The following is an 18,905-nucleotide window of genomic DNA, read 5'->3' on the forward strand; positions in this document are numbered from 1 at the left end:
CCTACGCCTCGGCAGGCACCACGTCGGCACCCGTGCCCTTCACCGAGGACTTCGCGCGCTTCTCGGCACGCACCGCCTTGCCGTTGCGCACGAACCCGGTGGGGGAGACCGCCGCCGACAGCAGCGCGTCCTCGCCACCCACGAACGGATGGAAGCCCACGCCGGCGCCGCCGCGGCCCTTGACCGGGATGTCGGCGACTTCGGTTACCTTCCAACCCTTTTCGGACGTCGACAGGATGGCTTCGCCGTTGCCGCACGTGATCGGCAGCGCGGCGATGACTTCGTCGCCGTCGCCCGCCAGCTTCACGCCCGCGACGCCATTGCCCGCCGCGCCCTGCGGGTTCACCGCCGTCGGGTCGATGCGCAGAATCTTGCCGCGGCGCGTCACGAGTGCCAGGTGATAGCCCGGCGTCAGCACACCCGAGCGCAGCAGCCCGGTGATGTCCGGGGCCACCGGGATGTCGCGGGTCTTGAACGGCAGGCCGTTGCCGTTGGTGAACTTGATGCGCCCGTCGGTCCACACCGCCCAGCCCAGCCCGGCGGAGAGCAGGTCGCCGTGGGTGTCGGAGAACACGCCGCGGTCGTCAAGCCGCCAGTTGGCGTTGACCTTCTTCTCCCGCGGGCCGTCGTCGTCGGAGCTCGACGCCGTCGGGGTGCCCTCGAAGTCCAGGACCGTGCGGCGGTCGAATTCGGGCCCCGCGAACAGCTTCGCCGTCTCTTTCAATTCGTTGTCGATCACCACGCGCCGGGCGTCGGGGTTCGACACCAGCTCGGTGAGTTCCGCGAACTCGGCGTCCAGCTTGTCCGCTTCGGCCTGCAGCTCGATGACGTCGAGCTTGGTCAGTCGCCGAAGCTGCAGTGCCAGCACGTAGTTGGCCTGTTCCTCGTCGATGCTGAACCGTTCCTGCAGCCCGCGGCGGGCGTCGTCGACGGTGTCGGAGCCGCGGATGACCGCGACGGCGGCATCGATGTCGAGGTGGATCTTCATCAACCCGGCCACCAGATGCCTACGGGCAGTGACCTTCTCGAGCCGGTACTGGCTACGGTGCAGGACGACGGAGTCGCGCAGGTGCAGGAAGGCGCCGATCAGCTCGCGCACCGTCCACCAGCGCGGCACGCGGTCCTCGTCGAGCGCGACCAGGCTGGCGGCGAACGTCGACTCCAGCGGGGTCAGGGCGAGGAGCTGGTCGCGGATGGTCTCGGCGGCGTGGCCGCGTTTGGCGGTGACGACGATCCGCAGCCCGTTGCGGCGGTCGGTCAGGTCGGACATGTCGGCCACACCGGCCAGCTCACCGGACTCGACGAGCGCCCGAATCCGGTCCTGCACAGTGTTGCTCGCGACGCCGGGCGGCAGCTCGGTGATGACGACGTTCTTGCCGTCGATCGACAAGGTGCCGCGCACGGTGAGCGCACCCCGGCCGGTGGTGAGGTACTCGCGCAGCCCGGCCGTGCCGACCACCGTCGCCCCACAGCCCCAGTCCGGGCCGGGAATGAGTTTGGCCAGCCGGTCGTCGGTCATGTTCGGCGTCTTCAGCAGCGCCCGGCAGGCCGCCATGATCTCGCGCGGATTGTGGGCGGGCACCTTGGTGGCCCAGCCTTCGGCGATACCGACGGCACCGTTGCAGAGCAGCACCGGCCACTGGGCCGGCAGCATCGTGGGCTCGATCCACTCGCCGTCGAACGTGGGCACCATCGGTACCGCGTGGTCGTCGAGTTCGGCGGTCAGTGCCGCACCGGGAGCCGACAGCCGCATCTCGGTGTACCGGTCCGCGGCGGGGATGTCGCCCTGGATGCGCGGGAAAGCACCTTGTCCGTCAATGACTTTCACGCGCTGGAACTCGGCGGCCATCAGCGCCGCGGCGCCGTACATCGAGGCGCCGCCGTGCGGGTGCAGGTTGCCGGTGACGGCCGAGCACACCTTCGAGGACTTCTGTGGCTTGTTGCCGGGCAGCAGTTTCGAGTCGTGCATCTGGTACAGCAGCCGGCGCTGGCCCGGCTTGAGGCCGTCGAAGGCCGACGGGATGGCGCGGTCGCTGACGCTGTAGAGCGCGAACGTCAGCTGGTAGTGGTTCCAGTAGTCGTCGGCGCTCTGGTCGAGGACCAGGTCCGGATTCTGCTCGGGAACGTCCAGGGTCGAGGTCACGGTTGACTCTTTCTAGTCCAGGTCCAGCGCGAGGGTGTCGACGACGGCGGCCACCTCGGCCATCCACGTGCGCCGGCCCTCGGGCGGCCCGCCGAACAGGGTGTGGTGCAGCTTCTTCTCCGCGTCGTCCGGGTGCACGCGAATCACGGTGCGCCGCTGCGGATCCAGCACGGTGTTCCAGAAGTCGTCGGCGTCCATCTCACCGAGACCCTTGTTGCGCTGCACCTCCACCCGGCGTTTCGAGCGGGCTTTCAGCTCGGCCACGGCGGTGTCGCGCTCGGACTCGTCCTGGCAGTAGATGCGCTCTTGGCCGTCCTTGACCACGAACAGCGGCGGCAGTGTCACGTAGACCATGCCGGCCTCGACGAGCGGGCGGTAGAAGTCCAGGAACATCGAGATCAGGCTCGAGTTGATGTTGCCGCCGTCGGGGTCGGCGTCGGACGCGAACAGGATCCGGTCATAGCGGCACTGTTCGGGGTCGCAGTTGTCGCGCACGCCGCAGCCCAGGATGCGTTCGATGGAATCGAACTCGTCCTTGACCCGCGCCTTGTTCACGGTGAAGCCATAGACGTTGGGCGGCTTGCCTTTCAGCGGGAAGGCGGCCTGGAAGGTGGCGTCGCGCGCCGCTTTGATGGTGCCCAGTGCCGAGTCGCCCTCGCACAGGAACAGCTCGGCGCCCGACCCGCGACCGGTCTCGCGGCTGGGCAGCAGCTTCGGCGGCAGCGACAGGTTGGTGCCCAGCCCCTTGGCCTTCGACGCCGCGCGGGACCGTGCCTTGGCGCCCTCGGCGCTGCGGCGCGCGCGGGCCGACTCCAGCGCCAGCTTCGTCCACAACGACACCGTCTCGCTGTTGGCGGGATTCGCCGCCCAGACGTTGACGCTGCGCGTCACATCCGGGGCCATCGCGACGTTCAGCGAGCGCGACGAGACCGCGGTCTTGGCCTGCGAGTCCCAGCCCACATCCGGTGCGCGGGTGTCGACGGCCAGCGCGGTCACCGCGGCGAAGTCCTGCGGTTCGGGTCCGTCCTCGCCCTTGGCCAGGCCCAGGTCGCGGATCCGGGACGCGCGGTCGGCCAGTGCCTCCGTGAGTCCCTTGATGGCCGCGGTCAGGTGCGATCCGCCGCCCGGGGTGCGCACGGTGTTGCAGAACGCGGCCACGGTGGTCGGCTCGGCCGGTCCGGCGGTCATCGACCAGCGGAACGGGGTGGGCCCGCGCCCGGTGGTGTATTCGCCACGGCCCTCCACGACGGCGCGCACCGGCGGCAGGGGAGTGCCGGCCGAGGTGCACATGAGGTCCAGCAGCGCCTCGGTGCCCCAGGGGCCGTTGAACGGCTGCAGCAGGGCGGCGGGGACCTCCTCGCCGGGCCAGCCCTCGTCGACGACGGTCAGGTGCACACCGGGGCACATCCGGGCCGCGGCGTGCGCGCGCAGCAGGACCTCGGCGATGTCCACGCTGGCGTCCGGCACCACGGCCTGGTCGAACAGAATCCGGACGGTCGTGCCGTGGGCGTCGGGTTTGCGGTTGCCGACGCCGCGCAGCTTCTGGTTGTCGGCACGCGTGAACTCGGCGTTCGGGTCGAATTCCTTGCCCTCGAACGTGCCGGGGTAGCCGTGGCCGAAACTCTGCAGGTAGGTCTTGCCGGCCCGGCGCACGGTGACGTCGGTGCGGGCGGAGATGAACACCGCGGCCGCGGCGCCGATGCCGTTCAGGCCGGCGCCGGTGCTGCTGGCGTCGGCGTGGGCCGAGAACTTGCCGCCGGCGCGCGCCGTCCCGAGGGTCTTGACGATGCCGTTCTTGCCGGTCACGGGGTCGGAGTCGATGGGAAGGCCGCGTCCGTCGTCGGCGACGCTGACCGAGCCGTCGGCATGCAGGGTGATCGTGACGGTGGAGCCGCCGTGGCTGGGGTCGGCGACCTCCTCGACCGCGTTGTCCACCAGCTCGCGCAGGGCGGTGTTGAGCACATCCAGGCCCAGGTTGACCGCCGGTCGCAGGCGGGTGTGCTGAACATCGTCGAGTTCGGTGATGTCCGCAGCGTTGTAGCTCACTGCTGGTCCTTTCCGTCAGGGCCGGCCGGGTGAGACCGAAGCCCCAATACAGGGTGTGCCGCAGGAATGGTAGGCGGTTCGGCCGACAACCTTGCAGATCCATGCGCGAGTTTGTCGGTGGTCTGCGCCACGATGTGACAGTGGCAGCACTCACCACGGTCCAGGCCCGTCGCATCGCCGTCGCCGCCCAGGGCTTTCACGAACCCAAGCCGTCCGGGGCGGTAACCCGGGCACACCTGAAGCGTTTGATGTCCAGAATACAAGTGCTGCAATTGGATTCGGTATCGGTCTGCGTGCGGGCGCACTACGCGCCGGTGTTCAGCAGGCTCGGTCCCTACAATCGCGACGCGCTCGACGCGCTGGCGTGGAGCCACAGCGCGCGGTCGCCGCGGCAGTTCATCGAATATTGGGCGCACGAAGCGGCGTTGTTGCCCGTGGAGGACTGGCCGCTGCTGCGCTGGCGGATGCGTGAGTACACCCACGGGCGCTGGGGCACCGAGATCGTCAAGCGCAACGGTGAGCTGGCCGAGAAGATCGTCGCCGCCGTCGCCGAACTCGGGCCGTCGACGGCCGGACAGATCGAGGCCCACCTCGAAGCCGAACCCCGTGGCGCGAAAGGGCCCTGGTGGGGGCGCAGTGACACCAAGTGGGTGGCCGAGGCGCTGTGGTCGGCTGGCGTGCTCACCACGGCCACCCGCGCCGGGTTCGCACGGCACTATGACCTGGTCGAACGGGTGCTGCCGGCGGAGGTGCTGGCCCGGGAGGTCTCCGACGACGAGGCGGTCCGGCAACTGGTGCTCAAGGCGGCCGGGGCGCTGGGCGTGGGGACCGAGTCCGACATCCGCGACTACTTCCGGCTGGGCGCCCGTCAGGTGAAGCCCGCTTTGGCGGCGCTGGTGGCGTCCGGAGAGCTGGAGCCCGTCACGATCGATGGGGCTGCGGCCTACCTGCGCGCCGGGCAGAAAGTACCTCGTACGGACCGGGGCACCGCACTGTTGTGCCCGTTCGACCCGCTGATCTTCTTCCGGCCCCGCGTCGAGCGGCTGTTCGGCTTCCACTACCGGATCGAGATCTACACCCCGGCCCCGAAGCGCCAATTCGGTTACTACGTCTGGCCTTTCCTGCTCGACGGCCGGCTGGTGGCGCGCGTCGACCTCAAACGCACGGCCGACGCGCTGCATGTCGTGGGCGCGTTCGCCGAGGACGGCGAGGACCGCGTGCGGGTGGCCGCGGCCCTGGTGCCGGAACTCAGCTCGATGGCGGCGTGGCTCGGCGTCGGCGACGTGACGGTCGGGGACCGCGGGGATCTGGTCGCCGAGCTGGGACGGCGGGTCTAGCGCCGGCTAGTTCGCGGCGTGGTACGCCTCGACGATGTCGGCCTTGATGCGGCCGCGGGCGGCGACGTCGTAGCCGTTCTCCTGTGCCCACTCACGGATCGCGGCGAGCTGTTCCTTCGAGGACTCGGCCTTCTTGCCGCGGCGGCGCGACGTGCCGCTCTTGGCGGCCCGAGTGCTCGGCTCCGCGACCTTCTGGGTCCGGGTGCGACGGCCGCCGACGCGGGTCGCGGCGTCCAGATACGGTGCCAGCGCCTTCTCGAACTTCGCCACGTTCGCAGCAGAAAGATCGATCTGGTAATCAACCCCGCGTACCGAGAAGTTAATCCGCTCACCCGTGTCGTCGGTGATTTCAGTGCCGTTAATATCGTCAACAAGTTGGACGACAATGCGTTCGGCCACGAATGATCTCCTTTATCGGGGGTGTTCGGCCGGAAGTGTAACGATAAAAAATAAGAAGGGCACCCCGGAGTCTTCATTGCCGGTAGTGGTACGCCCGCTCAATGCTTTTTCGCGGCAATCCTGCTGAATATCGAGAATTCAATTGGGCGGGTAATTCCCACGGCCCCAATATGATTCACTGCGCATTCCCGCGCGAACGCGATCACTGCGCGTCGTGGTGGCACACCACTTCCAGCATCATGCCGAACGGATCCAGCCAGAACATGGCGAAGTAGGGCGGCGGATATTGCGGGAACGGCTGTGGTCTGTGCAACACCTCGCCACCGGTCCGCTGGACGAACTGATGGACGCCCTCGACCGCGGATCGCGTCTTGACCATAAAGGCGAGGTGTTGCAGCCCGGTGCGGTGCCGCGAGTGATCACCGGGCGCTGCGGTCGGATAGAAAAACAGGTAGGTGCCAGGTTTGCCGCCGGCCGGGCGAAAGGCGAACTCGTCGTCGGCGGCAATGAAAGGCTCGAAACCTACCAATGGCATGAATTCGTCGTAGTAGTTCTTCGCGGCCGCAAGGTCGGGCACGTTGATTCCGAGGTGTCCCAGCATCATTGGAATCTAGACCGTCCCGGCATCCGGGTGGCAAGGTGGTGAAACGGCGCGGTAGCTCGCCGTCACGCCGAACTTATCGGCTTTGTTGCCGTAGGTGAGTGAGGTGTATTGCTCCGCAGCGGCATTCGTAAGGTACTTGCGGTGTGTACTTTCCCCTGCCGCACTTGCCGCGCCGCTGCATTGCTCTGATGGCTGCCCGCGCGTTCCGCTCGTTGGGGAATGACTGTTTGTACGGGGTGGGGCAGCACGATGCGATGCTCATCGACCGCCGATCACCTGAGTGACCGTCGCCTGGAGATTGGCTCCTTCGGGGCCGTCAATGGTTGTCTCCCGGTCGAAGGTCGCGGTGCCGTTCTTGTCGATGGAGAAGTTGCCGATCTGCGTCTGATCGCCGCCGGTGACTTTGAAAACCACGGTGGTCTTCGTCGGTAGCGCCGCGGTCCCGGTGTAGTGCGGGTCGATGGTGTAGTGGTAGCTGCAGCCTGCAGAGCCAAAGCACTTCTGTTCGGTGACCAACACGTCCACCCGAAAGTCGCCGGGCCGCGGCGAGGCCACCTCGCTCACTGAATCGGAAGTGTCCGACGTGCTGCCCACGATTGACGGCGTTGCGCCGCGCGTGTCTGTCGACACCTGTGGTGCGCACCCAGCGCACCACGCGGCGGCGATGATGGCGGCGGCGGCCTGAGTTTTGTTGATCATGTTGAATCCCTTCATTTCTGGATCGTCATCCGGGCGGTAGGGTCGTGTGACGAGCCTTGATCCCGCTGTCCGGCGCGGAACGTGACAGTTAAGCGCAGCGGTCCGACAAGTTCGGATCAGGCGACGGCGCCTGACTCGTGAGGTTGGTCGGCCGGCACTTCCGTGAGCGCCTCCAGAGCATCGGTGAGTAGGCGCTGGATCCCGGCATTGATGCCGGTGCAGTCGTTCTCGATCTTGGTGGCGTTCTTCTGGATCGAGCTAGCCAGCTTCTTGACTCCGTCGATCTTCTCGAGCTGCTTGATGGCCTCGGTGATCTTCTCCTCGGCAGTGGCGATCTCGTCCGCGCCGCGGCGGCTCGAAGCCGCCAGGGCGCTGGCGCGCAACAGCATGACCACCGTGCGCAGCAGCGCCGGATCATCAGCCTCGGGCTTGAAGGCCATCACAACTCGGCGGGGCCCCAGGACCCGGATCGACTGACCGCCATTCTGTTCCGGCGTCGGAACGATCCCGAGAGAGGCGTTGGCTTCGCGGTTCCGTTCGGCCAAGTCGAGGTACGGAGTCCATTGGCGTTCCTTGATCGAATCGGTCACCTCGATCACCACCTGTGCGGTGCCGCCGCCCACCGTCCAGACGCCATCGCCCTTTTGGCAACGCGCGATGACGCCGGTCGTGTTGCGGGTGTCTGTGTACTCGTCGCCCATGCCGGCTGCGATGTCCTGCAGGAGCCCGCCGAGGACATCCTCGAACGCTGCTCCTTTCCGAGTGGTCCGGGTGGTCACCGAGTTTCTAGCCTCTTGGATTTTCAGCGCCACCACGACTTCGTCGACCTTCTTGGCTAGGTCGGAGTGGTTGTCGGCGATCAGCTTGGTCAGCTTCTCCTGCTGGGCGTCCAGTGCCTTGGCGTGTTTGGCCATCGGCGAGGTCGGATCGGACGGGTCGAACTGCTTGGCTGCCTTGGCGAGCAGGTCGCCGGTTCCCACCTTGACTTTCGCGTCGAGGTCGGCACCGAATTTGTCCAGCACCGGCTGCAGCTTGTCGATCAGTTCGGGATTCGTGCCGCCGAAGATGCGGCGGAGTTCGGCATTGAGGGACTTCTTCGCGTTGTCGACCGACGTGGTGAATTCCTTGCGGCTGGCGGCGTCGGCCTCGGTGATCGCCTTCTTGGCATCATTGGCGGCCTTCGCCATTGCTTCGGCTGCCGTCTTGGTTGCGCGCTCAGTCGTCTCCACCGCCTTGGTGGTCGACTCGGCCGCCTTTTCGCCGACATCCTTGAGCATCTGCTGCAGAGCCTTGGCGTCGTGGGCCTGCCCGGCAGCGGACAACGCGTGCGCGCCGATCTTGATGGCCTCGGTGACGAAGGTGGTGAGGTCGGCTGCGGCGAGGACGTCAGGGTCGTCGATGACGGGGCCACGTTCGCCCGCCGTCCATCGCTGCGCTTCGTGCGCAACGTCCTTGTCGCGCACGGTGAGTCGTTCGATCTCGATCCCGGTGAGGGCGTCGTCGAAGTGGGCGGAGTTCTTCTTAGCCGGCATTTGTGCCTCCTGGGTTTGGTGCCTCCACGGAGCGCGGAAGCGGTATGCCCGAGAATCGGCGCTACGGCTGGGTCACGTCAATATCTACAACTGATAAGCGGGCTTATCAGTTGCATACGTTGGATTTGATGGCAAGACGGTCTACTTTGATGGAGAGCGCCGAAAGGAGGCCCCGTTGAACACGCTGACGCTGCAAGACATCGCTGACCTTGCCGAGGTACAGCGGCCCGTAGTCAGCATGTGGCGAAAGCGGCCAATGGTGCGTGGCGTGTCGATGCCGTTCCCGGACCCGGTGGATACCGTCGATGGCGCTGCGCGTTTCTCTCGGCACGAGGTCGTGGACTGGCTGGCCCGGACCGGGCGCGGCAACAACACCGAGCACAACTATGACGCTCCGGCGATCGCAGTTCCAGACGGTGTTGCACTTGTAGATGTGGTCACGCTGTTGTGCTGGCACGTGCTTACAGGTAGAGAGCTCACCGGTCTGTCGAAGGCGGCTCTCATCACGTCGGCAGAGCAGTTCGATCCCGACGACACCTTATTGGTCGCCGAGCTACGCGCACTTGCCGTGTCGGATGAGTTGCTCGGCTATGTCGACGATCTGTTGGAAGCCTCGCTCGGACCGGCTGATGCGCTTCAACGTGTGGACTCCGGGCGGCTCAAGCGTGATCAGCAGTTGCGCGAATTCACCGACGAGGCCGTAATTCTGTTGCGCTGCGTCATCGAAGCTGCCGCGATTCATCTCGAACACGATGAGGTGGTGCTGCGCACCGACGGCTCATCGATGGCACTGGATGTTGCGGAGGCACTGGAACTTGACGTTGTAACCAAGGACCGTCAGATGCGCCGCCGGGCAGTGATCCGGGGAATCCACGTGCGAGAAGGCATGTCACGCAAGCAGGTCTCGGCGGTATCCGTCGTGGGGCTCGACAACAGCGATGCGCTTGATCAGGCAGACGAGGTGATGCTCAGTCTGCAGCCGGGTGACATCGCGATCGTTGTCGGTTCGGCGGCCGTGCTTTCCGATGAATTGGCGGGACCGCTGCAGAATCGCCGCGCAGAAATCTTGCGGGTGGGCAACCTTGTCGCAGCTATGCGAATGCCGCGCGGGTTCTGGCGTGAGGCGCACCGGCAAAGCCTTGCGGTATGGGTTTGCGTCGGCGGGGCCCAGGCTGAGCAGATTTGGGTCGCGGACCTCGCGGCGGTCGAGCATCTCGAACTGACCGATGTCGCCGCCGATGTCGCCGGCGCGCTCGATCAGACAGACAATCGTGCCTTCCGTTACGCGCGCCGTATTCCGCTGTCGGGCGTGCTCGCCGGGGCAGCGGCAGTCGTTCCGCGAGGCGTGCGTGCGGTGCAGTTCCGTGAGCGGGACGAATCCCAGCACCTCGACCGCGTCCACCGCGTCACGATGGTGACGACGACGCCGCTACCGGTGCTGGATGTGCTTGTGGCGCAGGCTCCGGGCAGAATCCAGCTGGCTCATCGGTCGCTGGCGGAACTACGCGCCGGCAAGCGACTGGAGGTCAAGAGGGGCAGGCGCATCGACATCGGGCATGGATCGCCGGAAGGCACGGTGCGGGTAGTGCCAGAGGAATTGGTCGGAGTCCTGGCTTTGGACCCATTCGATGCGGTGGCGAAGTATCCCAGGGCGGCGCGTACCGAGCCCGGGGATGTGATCTTCCTCGAGAAGCCACGCCCACGGGCTTGGGTCGATCGGGTCGGCGGCGCCATGGTGGCGTCGCCGGCGAGAATTATCCGGTTGCGAGACACCGCCGAGGTCGGGCCGATGGTACTCGCGACGGTTATCAACCAGATGGCTGCTCCCGGAACTGAATGGCCGACGTGGAGCGTGCCGGTGCTTCGGCGCGATGAAGCCGAGCGGCTTGAAGCGGCATTGCTGGAAGCTGAGAACTACGAACAGGAAGCGTGTCGCCGAGCCGAAGCGGCGCGCGAGTTGAAGACGGCGTTGATCAACGGGGTGGCTGCGGGCGCCCTGACGCTCGACGCGCAACCCACCACACCCGGTGTTGCCGCGGTGTCGAGATAGGAAGGGCCACGATGCCTCCCCGGAAAAAGACTGAGCCACAGGCACCGTCGACCATGAAGGAACTGAAAGACACGCTCTGGAAGGCCGCCGACAAGCTGCGTGGATCGCTGTCGGCTAACCAGTACAAGGATGTGATCCTCGGTCTGGTGTTCCTCAAATACATCTCTGATGCCTACGACGAACGTCGCGAGGACATTCGCACCGAGCTTGAAGCCGATGGGATGGACGAATCGCAGATCGATGATTTGATCGACGACCCGGAGGAGTACCACGGGTACAACGTGTTCGTGGTGCCGCCGATCGCGCGGTGGAAGTTCTTGGCGGAGAACGCAAAAGGGAAACCGGCCACCGATGGCGAGGTTGCCAAGAACATCGGCCAGCTCATCGATGAGGCGATGGACGCGGTGATGAGAGAAAACCCGACACTGGTCGGCACCTTGCCGCGACTGTACAACCGTGACAACGTCGACCAGCGACGCCTCGGTGAGCTGATCGACTTGTTCAACAACGCCCGGTTCAGTCGACAGGGTGAGCACAAGGCCCGCGACCTCATGGGCGAGGTCTACGAATATTTCCTCGGCAATTTCGCTCGCGCCGAAGGCAAACGGGGTGGAGAGTTCTTCACGCCGAGGAGCGTGGTCAGGGTGATTGTCGAGGTGCTTGAGCCCACTCGTGGGCGAGTGTATGACCCCTGTTGTGGTTCGGGTGGCATGTTCGTACAGACCGAGCAGTTCATCCATGAGCACGACGGCGATCCGAAAGACATCTCGATCTACGGGCAGGAGAGCATCGAGGAGACGTGGCGAATGGCGAAGATGAACCTGGCCATCCACGGCATCGACAACAAGGGTCTCGGTGCTCGATGGGGCGACACCTTCGCGCGCGATCAGCATGCCGAGGTGCAGATGGACTACGTGATGGCCAATCCGCCGTTCAACATCAAGGATTGGGCGCGCAACGAGGAAGATGGGCGTTGGCGCTACGGCGTGCCGCCGGCGAACAACGCGAACTATGCGTGGCTGCAGCACATTCTGTCGAAGTTGGCGCCCGGCGGAAAAGCTGGCGTGGTGTTGGCCAACGGGTCGATGTCATCGAACTCCAACGGCGAAGGCGATATTCGGGCGCAGATAGTCGAAGCAGACTTGGTGTCGTGCATGATCGCGTTGCCGACCCAGCTGTTCCGCAGCACCGGTATCCCGGTGTGCCTGTGGTTCTTCGCGAAAGACAAGACAGCGGGCAAGCAGGGGTCGGTAGACAGGTCTGGGCAGGTGCTGTTCATTGACGCCCGCGAGTTGGGCTACATGGTGGACCGGGCCGAGCGCGCGCTGAGCAATGAGGACATCGTCCGGATCGGCGACACGTACCACGCCTGGCGCGGGTCTTCGTCGGCAGCCGCGAAAAAGATTACGTACAAAGATGTTCCGGGCTTCTGCAAGTCGGCGACGCTGGCGGAGATCAAAGCCGCCGATTATGCGTTGACGCCGGGCCGGTATGTCGGGGCCGCCGAAGTCGAGGACGACGGCGAGCCGATTGACGAGAAGATCGCGCGGCTGAAGGCGGAATTGCTTGCAGCGTTCGATGAGTCGGCGCGGCTGGAGAAGGTCGTGCGGGAGCAGCTGGAGCGGGTCGATGGGTGAGTGGGTTCGCACAAAATTTGGGAAGTTGGGCGAGCTGTTTGATGGCCCACACGCGACGCCCACACGTCGCTCAGAAGGTCCCTACTTCCTGAATATTTCGAGTCTGCAGTCAGGGAGACTCGTTTTGTCGCAATCGGACCATGTATCTGAGTCTGACTTTGTGAAGTGGACTCGACGAGTGACACCAGAGGCGGGCGACCTTCTGTTTTCGTATGAAACGCGGATTGGTGAAGCAGCGCTGATGCCGGCAGAAGTTCGGGCTTGCCTGGGGCGCCGGATGGCGCTGCTACGGCCGAATCGTTCACAAGTCAATCCGAGGTTCCTCTTGTACTTTTATCTAAGTCCCGATTTTCAGAGAACGATTGCGAAGCACACCATCCATGGCGCCACGGTTAGCAGAATCGGCCTCGCTTCGATGCCAGACTGGGATATTGAGATTCCGAGTTTGGGCGACCAGCACTCAATCGCCGAGGTGCTCGGCGCTCTCGATGACAAGATCGCCGCAAACGAGCGGCTGATGCATGTGGCTCGCGACCTGGCTAATGCCAGGTTTTCGCACGCATTAAACGGGGGCCTGGAGATCCGTGTCGCCGACGCTGCCGAGATGTTAAGTCGAGGCGTAAGTCCGAAGTATGTCGAGCGGGGCGGCGTGACCGTTCTGAACCAGAAGTGTGTTCGGAATCAGCGGGTGTCATTGTCGCCAGCCCGGTCGATGGCACCGCTGTCGACCCGGTTGGATCGGCTACTTCGGAAGAACGACGTTCTGGTGAATTCAACGGGCGTCGGGACGTTGGGCCGAACCGCTCGGTGGACCGATAGCGTCGAGGCAACCGTTGACTCGCACATCACGATAGTGCGGTTCGACGACGCGGTCGTCGACCCGGTCTGTGCGGGGTTCGGACTTCTCCGTTTGGAGAGTGCTATCGAGTCGCTCTCCGAAGGAAGCACAGGACAGACTGAGTTACGGCGAGATCTGCTTGGCAACTTGCGACTCCTCGTCCCACCACGAGCAGCGCAACGCCAAACTGCTGAGGAACTCGACAAATTAGATGCGCTTGAGCGTTCATCTGCGATCGAATCCGCCAAACTCGCTCGCACTCGCGACGAACTTCTTCCGCTACTTATGTCCGGCAAGGTTCGGGCCAAGGATGCCGAAACTGTCCTGTCGCAGGTGTTGCCATGAGACGCAGTCAATTTGGTCATTTTTGGACTCCTTTTTCTGTCGGTAGTGGCTGCGATACTGGAACGAAATACGCGGGCGTACATGGACGTTCGCGTGCGATCCGGTATCGGGGCGCTTATTCGAGACCGATGACGTGGGGCGATTCATCATGAGCAAAGACGAGAGCACAAGCGACCAGGCGAGGTTCCCTGCAGCACATGGCAGCGAGAGCGTTCCGAGCTGGTACCCGGAGCTGCTGAACGCGGTTGCCAACCGCGTACAAACAGGCCGTAAGCGTGCGGTGGCAGCGGCCAACCAAGAGTTGGTCGCCACATATTGGGCCGTCGGCAAGGAGATCCTCGCCCGCCAGGATGCTGAGGGCTGGGGGACCCGCGTCATCGACCGGTTGTCGGCAGATCTCCGTGAACGCTTTCCAGACGCCAAGGGATTCTCGCCTCGCAGCCTGAAGTACATGCGTGCTTTCGCCGCGGCGAGGCAGGACGCGGCAATTGTGCAGCGCAGCGCTGCACAATTGCCGTGGCGTCAACACATGGTGCTGTTGGACAAACTCGACAGTCCCGACCTGCGGCTGTGGTATGCGCAAGCGGCCATCGAACAGGGCTGGAGCCGGAACGTCCTGGTTCACCACATCGACAGCCGACTCCATGAGCGAGCTGGGCAGGCCATTACCAACTTCGCTCGTACGCTGCCGCCGGCCGATTCGGACCTCGCGCAGCAGGCCACCCGCGACCCGTACTTCTTCGACTTTGTCGGCATCGCCGACATCCGCCGCGAGCATGACCTCGAACATGCGCTGACCGAACATGTGGAGAAGTTCCTTTTGGAATTCGGTCAGGGATTCGCCTTCGTCGGCCGTCAGGTCCACCTCGAGATCGGCGACGCCGACTTCTACGCCGACCTCATCTTCTACCACTTGAGGCTGCGCTGCTTCGTGGTAATCGAACTAAAGGTGGGCGACTTCGACCCCAGCTACCTTGGGCAGCTGGGCATGTACATGGCGGCCGTCGATGACTTGCTGCGCCACCGCGACGACAAACCCACTATCGGGCTCATCCTCTGCAAGACCAAGAACAACGTCGTCGCCGAATACGCGCTGCGCGGATACACCGCGCCGATCGGTGTTGCCGAATGGAAGACCGCAATCACAGCGAATCTGCCCGCCGAACTCGAAACCAGCCTGCCCACGGTCGAAGAACTCGAGGCGGAACTGGAAAGCGGTACCTATCAAGGAGATGCACCATGACCGGATTCAGCGAAGCCGATTGGGAACTGGTCACCCTCGACACCCTCGGTGAGCACGAGTGGACGGTCATGACTGGAACCCAAATCGCCCCCGGCACCGAGAACGGCCGGGAGTCCTGGGCCGACATCGTGCTGCCCGACCGCATGCTCGCCAAGATGCGCGAACTCAATCCCGATGTGCCTGGCGAGTACCTGGACCAGGCCCGGGCCGCGATCATTCAACCGCGGTCGCAGGAGGCCATCGCCGAAAACTTCAGATTGCACATGTATCTGGTGGAGGGTTACCGCGGTATCAGCTATATCGACCATGACGGGATCGAGCAGAACCCCACCATCAGGCTGGTGAGTCACCGCCCTGAAGAGAATGAATTCCTTGCTGTGCAACAGGTTACGATCCGCACCACGGAGAAGCATCGCCGCTTCGATATCGTGCTCTACCTCAACGGAATGCCCGTCGCCATCATCGAACTCAAGCAGGCGGGCGCCGAACATGCCGACATAACCGCCGCGCACACCCAGTTACAGACTTATCTACGGGAATTTCCGATGGCGTTCCGGTTCGCGGTGCTCACCGTCGTCAGTGACGGCATCTCCGCCCGTTACGGGACTCCGTTCACCCCCCTGGAACATTTCGCGCCGTGGAACGTGAACGATGATGGCAAGCTCATCAAAGTCGGTGACCTGGGCGTTGACGAAAACGTCCCCATCGAACTCGAAACGCTCATCGATGGCTTGTTCAACACCGAGCGGTTCCTGCAACTGCAGCGCAACTTCACCGCCTTCGACGAGGACGGCGACGGTCTGACCAAGCGAATCGCCAAGCCGCACCAGTATTTTGCGGTGACCAAGGCGGTCGGGTCGACGGTGCAGGCTACCGAGACCAACGGTAAGGCCGGCGTGGTCTGGCACACCCAGGGCTCGGGCAAGTCAATGGAGATGGAGCTCTACACCCACCTCGTCGCCCAGCAGGCCAAGCTCAAGAACCCGACCATCGTCGTCGTCACCGACCGCAAAGAACTCGACTCCCAGCTCTACGAGACGTTCAACCGGTCCCGGCTGCTCGCCGAATCCCCGGTCAAGGCCACCAAGCGTGCAGAGCTACGCGACGAGCTGTCCAACCGCGCCACCGGTGGCATCTACTTCACCACGCTGCAGAAGTTCAACCTCACTGCACAGGAACGTGAATCCGGGGCCGACCACCCCCTGCTGACCGACCGGCGCAACGTCGTCGTCATTGTCGACGAAGCGCACCGCAGCCACTACGACGACCTGGACGGCTATGCCCGGCACATCCGCGACGCCATGCCCAACGCCGTGTTCATCGCTTTCACGGGCACACCGATCTCCGGGGTGGATCGCGACACCCGCGACGTGTTCGGTCCCGATATCGATGTCTATGACCTCACCCGTGCTGTCGCGGACAAGGCGACGGTGCCAGTGTTTTTCGAGCCGCGGCTGGCCAAGGTCGGCTGGTCGAGGGATTTCAGTGAAGACGATCTCGATCACGCTGTCGATGAGGCGACTCTCGGCCTCGACGACGTGGAACGTGCCCAGATCGAGAAATCCGTTGCCGTCATCAACGCGATTTACGGTGCACCCGAGCGCCTTGCCAAGCTGGCCGAAGACATTGTCACGCACTGGGAAGCTCGCTCAGAGGCGATGCGCCCCTTCATCGAATCACCGGGCAAGGCTTTGATTGTCGGTGCTACCCGAGAGATTTGCGCCCGGCTCTACGACCAGATCATCCATCTCCGACCCGACTGGCACAGCGACGCTGACAGCGAGGGCGTCATCAAAGTCGTGTACTCCGGCTCCCGCCAGGACTCCGAGCACATCGCTGCACATGTGCGCCGAGAAGCCCAGAACAAGGCAATCCAACAGCGGCTGCGCGATCCGGCCGACAAGCTGCAGATCGTCATCGTCAAGGACATGATGCTCACGGGATTCGATGCACCGCCGTTGCACACGCTGTATCTGGACCGGCCGCTGAAGGGTGCACTGCTGATGCAGACTCTGGCCCGGGTCAATCGGACCTTCCGCGGCAAACCGTCGGGTCTGTTGGTTGCCTACGCCCCATTGGTCGACAACCTGGCCGCCGCGCTTGCCGAGTACACCGAGACCGACCGCAAAGAGCAGCCCGTCGGCAGGGACATCGACGAGGCTGTCGCGCTCACCACGGCACTGATCGGTCAGCTCGACGAGCTCTGCGGCGGATACGACTGGCGGACGAAAGTTGCCTCGGGCCAAGCTAGTTGGCTGAAGACAGCGGTCAACCTCGCTGGCTATTTGCGCGCACCCAGCACGCCCGGAAACCAGACGGAGCCCACACTCGGGGACCGGTTCCGAACGCTGTCCGCACAGCTGGCGCGGGCGTGGTCACTGTGCGCTGGAAACCAGACCTTGGACGAGTTGCGGCAGACCGTCAAGTTCTACGAGCAGGTGCGGGTGGTGATGGGAAAGTTCGACGCCCAGCAGCGCCAGGCCGAAGGTAAGCCGATCCCCGAAGACATCAAGAGGCTGTTGTCGGTTCTTGTCGATGAGTCGACGGCCGCCGGTGGCATTGTCGACATCTATCAGGCGGCCGGCCTTGACAAACCCTCGCTGTCGGACCTCACGCCTGAGTTCGAAGCCAAGGCGCGTGATTCGGAGAATCCGCACCTGGCCATCGAGGCGTTGCGGGCCCTGCTGACGAAAGAACTGGGTGCCGTCACCAAGAACAACCTCGTGCGCCAGCGCGCCTTCTCCGACCGGGTTGCCGAGCTGATGCGCAAGTACACCAACCAGCAGATCACGGCAGCCGAAGTGATCGCGAAGCTGGTCGAGATGGCCAAAGAGGTTGCCGCTGAGGGCGACCGCGGAAAGAAGTTCACACCGCCGCTGTCCCATGACGAGCTCGCGTTTTACGATGCGGTCGCCGACAACGAGTCGGCCGTCGAGATTCAAGGCGAGGACGTGCTGGCCCAGATCGCCCGCGAACTGGTGGCAGTGATGCAGCGCGACACCAAGACCGACTGGACGGTCCGTGATGACGTCCGGGCGAAGCTTCGGTCGTCGATCAAGCGGCTGCTGGTCAAGTACAAGTACCCGCCGGACAAACAGCCTTCTGCCATCAAACAGGTGATCGAGCAGATGGAGGAACTGGCGCCCCAGTACGCCGAGCGGGCGCGCCGATCGACAGAAGGGGAGAGGCATGGCTGATCGACTGTCTCGGGTGTTTGCCACGGTGCAGGAGCGTTATCTGCGACGTTCAGACTTCGCGGGTGAGGAAGCTGCTGCGGCTCACGTCGATCGGTTGCGTGAGATAACGCGGCGGACCATTGAAGAGTTGCGGGCCTCGGGAGCTGACCCCGACTGGCTTGACGAGCGCGCCGAGGATCTGGTGATCGCACGGGAGATCATCGGCAGGTTGCCGCCGCGACTGGTACACGAGGTGCGGAACAATTGGGCGTATCTCGAAGCTGAGGTGACGGTCCCGGTTGATACCTCGATTCCACATGACGAGCTCAGCACCCTGCACTGGTATGACCGCGCTGCTGAAGCAAAGGTGGATTTGCCTGCGCCAGTAGGTAACCCCGCAGACTATGAAGGTGCTATCGAGGACGTCGCACTACCCCCAACCGTTCGCTGGACGGACGCCGACCAGAAAGCGGCTTTGGAGTACGCGATCGACATATTTGGCGTGGAGCCGGGGCAATGGGTTGAGCTTGAATGGCCGCCGGCTGCTCATCTCTGGGATCCGGGACGCGTGTATCAGACGGATTTCGAACCGTGTGAAGCCCACGTCGACGAGGAGAGCGAGGGCTGCGCAGCCTGTGACGAGTCAGTCCAACAACTCACCGAACGGAACGCTCAGTGGAAGTGGACGACGACCTTGCGGATCAACGAGATCGCTTTCGATCGCGATGGCAAGGAGTACTCGACTGAGATCTACAGTGACCAGGCCTTCGAAGTCGCCACCACGGAGCAGGACCCGCGCGAAATTGTGATCGGAACACCTGGACAGGGGAAGCAGTGGTGACTGCGCCCGCGGGCA

At 64.1% G+C, this 18,905-nt stretch carries 14 protein-coding genes; 8 read left to right on the top strand and 6 right to left on the bottom strand.

Features of this window, described 5'->3' with window-relative positions:
* Position 1: 1 nt before the first annotated feature.
* Both ACZ5IQ_RS12685 and ACZ5IQ_RS12690 read right to left on the bottom strand, forming a co-directional pair.
* Positions 2-2,143: a DNA gyrase subunit A gene (locus tag ACZ5IQ_RS12685; protein ID WP_406774957.1), complete on the bottom strand. Its 2,142-nt coding sequence runs from the start codon at positions 2,141-2,143 to the stop codon at positions 2-4.
* A gap of 12 nt (positions 2,144-2,155) precedes the next feature.
* Positions 2,156-4,189, bottom strand: a complete 2,034-nt coding sequence (locus ACZ5IQ_RS12690) for a toprim domain-containing protein (protein WP_318984359.1) — start codon at positions 4,187-4,189, stop codon at positions 2,156-2,158.
* Between the two features lie 140 nt (positions 4,190-4,329).
* Here ACZ5IQ_RS12690 and ACZ5IQ_RS12695 point away from each other — a divergent pair, with 140 nt between their 5' ends.
* On the top strand, positions 4,330-5,526 hold the full coding sequence (locus ACZ5IQ_RS12695; protein WP_406774958.1) for a winged helix-turn-helix domain-containing protein: 1,197 nt from the start codon (positions 4,330-4,332) through the stop codon (positions 5,524-5,526).
* Positions 5,527-5,532: 6 nt separating this feature from the next.
* Here ACZ5IQ_RS12695 and ACZ5IQ_RS12700 read toward each other — a convergent pair whose 3' ends face one another.
* The 3 genes from ACZ5IQ_RS12700 to ACZ5IQ_RS12710 form a co-directional block, all read right to left on the bottom strand.
* A complete protein-coding gene (locus tag ACZ5IQ_RS12700) occupies positions 5,533-5,925 on the bottom strand; it encodes a histone-like nucleoid-structuring protein Lsr2 (protein WP_406774959.1) in 393 nt (130 codons plus the stop codon).
* A gap of 202 nt (positions 5,926-6,127) precedes the next feature.
* On the bottom strand, positions 6,128-6,526 hold the full coding sequence (locus ACZ5IQ_RS12705; RefSeq protein ID WP_464481326.1) for a VOC family protein: 399 nt from the start codon (positions 6,524-6,526) through the stop codon (positions 6,128-6,130).
* Between the two features lie 261 nt (positions 6,527-6,787).
* Positions 6,788-7,045, bottom strand: coding sequence for a hypothetical protein (locus ACZ5IQ_RS12710; RefSeq protein WP_464481327.1), 258 nt, complete (start codon positions 7,043-7,045; stop codon positions 6,788-6,790).
* Between ACZ5IQ_RS12710 and ACZ5IQ_RS12715 the strand changes: the two genes are divergently transcribed.
* A complete protein-coding gene (locus tag ACZ5IQ_RS12715) occupies positions 7,038-7,214 on the top strand; it encodes a hypothetical protein (protein ID WP_464481328.1) in 177 nt (58 codons plus the stop codon). The two genes, ACZ5IQ_RS12710 and ACZ5IQ_RS12715, sit on opposite strands and share 8 nt — an antisense overlap.
* A 130-nt stretch (positions 7,215-7,344) precedes the next feature.
* On the opposite strand, the gene ACZ5IQ_RS12720 is transcribed toward ACZ5IQ_RS12715, so the two are convergent.
* Positions 7,345-8,760 (bottom strand): hypothetical protein, encoded by a 1,416-nt coding sequence (locus ACZ5IQ_RS12720; RefSeq protein WP_060999725.1) that lies wholly within the window; start codon positions 8,758-8,760, stop codon positions 7,345-7,347.
* Between the two features lie 175 nt (positions 8,761-8,935).
* Here ACZ5IQ_RS12720 and ACZ5IQ_RS12725 point away from each other — a divergent pair, with 175 nt between their 5' ends.
* The 6 genes from ACZ5IQ_RS12725 to ACZ5IQ_RS12750 all read left to right on the top strand — a co-directional run bounded on the left by ACZ5IQ_RS12725 (position 8,936) and on the right by ACZ5IQ_RS12750 (position 18,890).
* Positions 8,936-10,810 carry a hypothetical protein gene (locus ACZ5IQ_RS12725; protein WP_060999727.1) on the top strand — a complete coding sequence of 625 codons (1,875 nt, stop codon included), beginning with the start codon at positions 8,936-8,938 and terminating at the stop codon, positions 10,808-10,810.
* An 11-nt stretch (positions 10,811-10,821) separates the two neighbouring features.
* On the top strand, positions 10,822-12,447 hold the full coding sequence (locus ACZ5IQ_RS12730; RefSeq protein ID WP_135356262.1) for a class I SAM-dependent DNA methyltransferase: 1,626 nt from the start codon (positions 10,822-10,824) through the stop codon (positions 12,445-12,447).
* 178 nt (positions 12,448-12,625) lie between these two features.
* Complete coding sequence (locus ACZ5IQ_RS12735) at positions 12,626-13,630, top strand: restriction endonuclease subunit S (protein ID WP_204158264.1); 1,005 nt, start codon at positions 12,626-12,628, stop codon at positions 13,628-13,630.
* 148 nt (positions 13,631-13,778) lie between these two features.
* The gene (locus ACZ5IQ_RS12740; protein WP_060999766.1) at positions 13,779-14,873 is read left to right on the top strand and encodes a PDDEXK nuclease domain-containing protein; all 1,095 of its coding nucleotides are present in this window, start codon (positions 13,779-13,781) and stop codon (positions 14,871-14,873) included.
* A complete protein-coding gene (locus tag ACZ5IQ_RS12745; RefSeq protein WP_464481329.1) occupies positions 14,870-18,070 on the top strand; it encodes a type I restriction endonuclease subunit R in 3,201 nt (1,066 codons plus the stop codon). Before ACZ5IQ_RS12740 ends, ACZ5IQ_RS12745 begins: the two co-directional genes overlap by 4 nt.
* Positions 18,063-18,890 (top strand): hypothetical protein, encoded by an 828-nt coding sequence (locus ACZ5IQ_RS12750; protein ID WP_061010765.1) that lies wholly within the window; start codon positions 18,063-18,065, stop codon positions 18,888-18,890. Before ACZ5IQ_RS12745 ends, ACZ5IQ_RS12750 begins: the two co-directional genes overlap by 8 nt.
* Positions 18,891-18,905 lie beyond the last annotated feature (15 nt).

This window comes from Mycobacterium toneyamaense, from assembly GCF_055384815.1.

What these genes read in the sequence shown, in the direction of transcription:
- ACZ5IQ_RS12705 (WP_464481326.1), bottom strand. Translation starts at nt 6,526, where the DNA reads ATGCTGGGACACCTCGGAATCAACGTGCCCGACCTTGCGGCCGCGAAG.
- ACZ5IQ_RS12720 (WP_060999725.1), bottom strand. Translation starts at nt 8,760, where the DNA reads ATGCCGGCTAAGAAGAACTCCGCCCACTTCGACGACGCCCTCACCGGG.
- ACZ5IQ_RS12730 (WP_135356262.1), top strand. Translation starts at nt 10,822, where the DNA reads ATGCCTCCCCGGAAAAAGACTGAGCCACAGGCACCGTCGACCATGAAG.
- ACZ5IQ_RS12740 (WP_060999766.1), top strand. Translation starts at nt 13,779, where the DNA reads ATGAGCAAAGACGAGAGCACAAGCGACCAGGCGAGGTTCCCTGCAGCA.
- ACZ5IQ_RS12745 (WP_464481329.1), top strand. Translation starts at nt 14,870, where the DNA reads ATGACCGGATTCAGCGAAGCCGATTGGGAACTGGTCACCCTCGACACC.
- ACZ5IQ_RS12750 (WP_061010765.1), top strand. Translation starts at nt 18,063, where the DNA reads ATGGCTGATCGACTGTCTCGGGTGTTTGCCACGGTGCAGGAGCGTTAT.